The sequence below is a fragment of the Streptomyces sp. genome, from assembly GCF_031178505.1.
GTDB lineage: Bacteria > Actinomycetota > Actinomycetes > Streptomycetales > Streptomycetaceae > Streptomyces > Streptomyces gulbargensis.
This window is the reverse complement of sequence record NZ_JAPSIW010000855.1, coordinates 1-2755: the sequence shown is the minus strand read 5'-3', so window position 1 is coordinate 2755 and position 2755 is coordinate 1. Positions and strand designations below refer to the sequence as shown.

The 2755-nt window shown below is 74.3% G+C and carries 2 protein-coding genes; one reads left to right on the top strand and one right to left on the bottom strand.

Annotated features, from left to right (window positions below; all coding sequences use genetic code 11):
• On the bottom strand, positions 1-777 hold a 777-nt coding region (locus tag RIF68_RS33480), incomplete at its 3' end, for a cation:dicarboxylate symporter family transporter (RefSeq protein WP_309055234.1).
• 178 nt (positions 778-955) lie between these two features.
• Here RIF68_RS33480 and RIF68_RS33475 point away from each other — a divergent pair.
• Positions 956-2755 (top strand): ATP-binding protein (locus RIF68_RS33475; protein ID WP_309055233.1); only part of this gene is annotated, 1800 nt, incomplete at its 3' end.

Here is a 2755-nt window from a genome sequence, read left to right as displayed (position 1 = left end):
CTCGCGGCCCAGGTACTTCAGGAGTGTCCAGATGTTGATCCCGGCGACCAGCCTGAGCAGCGCGCCGAGCACCACGAAGACGAAGAGACCGCAGGTCAGGTAGAAGCCGATCATGATCACGGCGAGGGACTTGAGGGCGTCGAGACCGGTCGCGCCGACCACGGCCGCGATCGCGCCGAAGGCACCCACCGGGGCCACCCACATGATCATGCCGAGAATGCGGAAGACGAGTCGCTGGATGTGCCCGATGCCGCGCAGCACCGGCTCGCCGCTCTCCCCCATGGCCTGGAGCGCGAAGCCGGCGAGCAGGGCGACGAGCAGGGTCTGGAGGACCTCGCCCTCGGTGAACGCCGACACGAGGGTGGTGGGGATGATCCCGAGGAGGAAGTCGGCCGTGGACTCGCTCGCGCCCTCCGCCTGCTTGGCGCCGGCCTCGGCCAGCTCCTTGGTCAGGTGGAGGCCGGAGCCGGGCTCCAGGAGGTTGCCGACCACCAGGCCGATCGCGAGGGCGACGGTCGACATGACGAGGAAGTAGCCGAGGGCGAGGCCGCCCACCGCGCCGACCTTCGCCGCCTTCCGGACCGAGCCGACCCCGAGCACGATGGTGCAGAAGATGATCGGGGAGATCATCATCTTGATCAGGTTGACGAAGCCGGTGCCCAGCGGCTTCAGCTCGACGGCGACGCCCGGCGCCAGGAAGCCGACCGCGATGCCGAGCAGAACGGCGCCGATGACGGCCAGATACAGATAGTGGGTACGGTCCCGTCGTGCGGCCACGGGCTCCTCCTCGTGCTGATGGGTGTCCACGTCCCGGTGGATCCCCGCGACTATCCACCAGCCTGTGACCCGGGTCACCCTTGCGTACGTTTCGTTCACGGCCGCACCGTCCCCGGGGAAGAGAACGATTCGGGAACGCGGGGCGGTGGCGCGAATCCGTGCGTGCAGACTGGACCGCATGCGTTTCCCCCTCCCCCGTCCGCGCAGCCTCGCCGGCCAGCTGTTCGCCATGCAGGTCGTGCTGGTGGCCGCCGTGGTGGCGGGGTGCGCGGTCTTCGCCTACGTCACCGACCGGGCGCAGGCCGAGGAGACCGCGCGCCGCCAGGCGACGGCGACCGCCACGGCCGTCGCCCACTCCCCCTCCGTGCTCGCCGCCGTGCGCTCCACCGACCCGTCGGCGGCGCTCCAGCCGTACGCGGAGGCGCTGCGGCGGGGAGCCGGGGTCACGTTCGTGGTGGTCATGGCGCCGGACGGCACCCGCTGGACCCACCCGGAACCGGCCGAGATAGGCCGCACGTACCGCGGGCACATCGAGGCGGCGGTGCGCGGCGAGACCTTCTCCGAGACCCACCTGGGCGTGCTCGGCCCGTCCGTCCGCACGGTGGCGCCGGTTCCGGACGAGCGCGGCCGGGTCGTCGCCCTGGTCAGCGCGGGCATCACGATCGACCGGATCAGCGAGCAGGTACGGGAGCAGGTGACCGCCCTCCTCGGCATGGCGGGCGCGGCCCTCGCGCTCGGCGGGGCCGGAACGTACGTGATCAACGCCCGGCTGCGCCGGCACACCCACGGCATGAACGCGACCGAGCTGAGCCGGATGCACGACTACCACGAGGCCGCGCTGCACGCGGTGCGCGAGGGCCTGGTGATGCTCGACGGGCAGCGGCGGATCGCCCTGATCAACGACGGGGCGCGGGAGCTGCTCGGGCTCGGCGGGAAGGTCGTCGGCCGTCCGGCCGTGGACCTCGGCCTGCCGGCCCCGCTGTCGGGGGCGCTGCTCTCGTCCGAGCCCCGGGTCGACGAGACGCACCTGACCGACGAGCGGGTCCTCGTCGTCAACACCCGTCCGGTGGTGGGCGGGGAGCGCCGGGGCACGGTGGTGACGCTGCGGGACCGGACCGAACTCCAGGCGCTCTCCGGCGAGCTGGACTCGGAGCGGGGCTTCACCGAGGCGCTGCGCTCACAGGCGCACGAGGCGGCGAACCGGCTCCACACCGTCGTGTCGCTCGTCGAACTGGGCCGCGTGGAGGAGGCGGTGGAGTTCGCGACGGCGGAGCTGGAGTTGGCGCAGGCCCTCACGGACCGGGTCGTGGACGCGGTCGGCGAACCGGTCCTGGCCGCGCTGCTGCTCGGCAAGGCGGCGCAGGCCAACGAGCGGGGCGTGGAGCTGGTGCTCACCGAGGACAGCCGCATCGACGACGGGGTGGTGCCGGCGGCGCTGCCCGCCCGGGACCTGGTCACCGTCCTCGGCAACCTCGTCGACAACGCGGTGGAGGCGGTGAGCGGCACCCCGCAGGCCCGGGTCACCGTCACGGTCGCCGCCCGCGCGGGCGGGGGCGAACTGCTGCTCCGCGTCACCGACAACGGGCCCGGTGTCCGGCCGGCCGACCGGGACGCCGTCCTCGGCCGCGGCTGGTCCACCCGGGGTCCCGGTCGCGGCCTCGGCCTCGCCCTGGTCGCCCAGGCCGTCACCCGCGCCCACGGCACCCTCGCCCTCACCTCCCCACCCGGCGGCGGCGCGCGCTTCACGGTGCGCCTGCCCCTGCCGGAGGGCGAGGCGGGAACGGCCACCGCCCCGGCGGACGGTGCCCCGGCGGTGCCGGCGGGCTCGGTACCGGGTGCCGGTTCGGTCCCGGGCGCCGGCCCGGTCCCGGGTTCCGGCCCGGTCCCGGGTTCCGGCCCGGATGCCGGCTCGGCCCCGGACTCCGGCCCGGCGGCGCCGGCGGGCTCGGTCCCCGGCTTCGTCCCGGATTCCGCCCCG